This window comes from Haloarcula sp. Atlit-7R (assembly GCF_003666065.1).
In the GTDB taxonomy this organism is placed as follows: Archaea; Halobacteriota; Halobacteria; order Halobacteriales; family Haloarculaceae; genus Haloarcula; species Haloarcula taiwanensis.
In genome coordinates this window covers 1-566 of the sequence record NZ_QXIK01000061.1, presented here as the reverse complement: position 1 = coordinate 566, position 566 = coordinate 1, and the positions used below count along the sequence as shown (strand labels likewise).

The 566-nt window shown below is 61.1% G+C and carries 1 protein-coding gene; it reads left to right on the top strand.

The genetic code is table 11. From position 1 onward, the window contains the following. Nucleotides 1-167: 167 nt before the first annotated feature. The coding region (locus D3D01_RS22620) for a hypothetical protein (protein WP_121513860.1) at nt 168-566 on the top strand (399 nt) is incomplete at its 3' end.

Genomic DNA, 566 nt, shown 5'->3' with positions numbered 1-566 from the left:
CGGAAGCTGGCCGAGCGGGTCGGAGACCGACAGGAGCTACTCATTCCGACCGGGGAATCACCCTTCGAGAAGGCGAGCCTAAATCACTCCTAGTTCGGTCTGCTTCGTGGCCGCTGCTGTTTTTCAGAGACCGGAATGGGTGAACCCCGCCGTAGGCTCGTGATTCGATGACCTCAGACGACGATCCATTCCACGACTGCGAGTTGGACCCCGAGGCAATCCTCGGGGCACACACATTCGAAGACGTCCTGTTCACCGACGACACGGAAGCCCCGGTGAACGTGCTCACCGGCGAGACACCAGCACATTCGCAAGCAACCGTCGAGGAAGCGAAGGAGTTCGCTGCGAGTATCGACACGGAGACGCCCCAGATCGCGCTCCCGGCGTCGGTGGAGACGCAAATCGAGAGGCAGAGCAAGCCCTACACGTCGGCTGCGTTCTTCCACTTCAAGGCGACAGGCTCACTCGAGCGTCACCGCGCCTACCACGCCGCCTACGACTCGGACGCGTTCACCGTCGACTTCGAAGCGGACTACGAATCCGGGAATCTGACCATCACTGTCGAA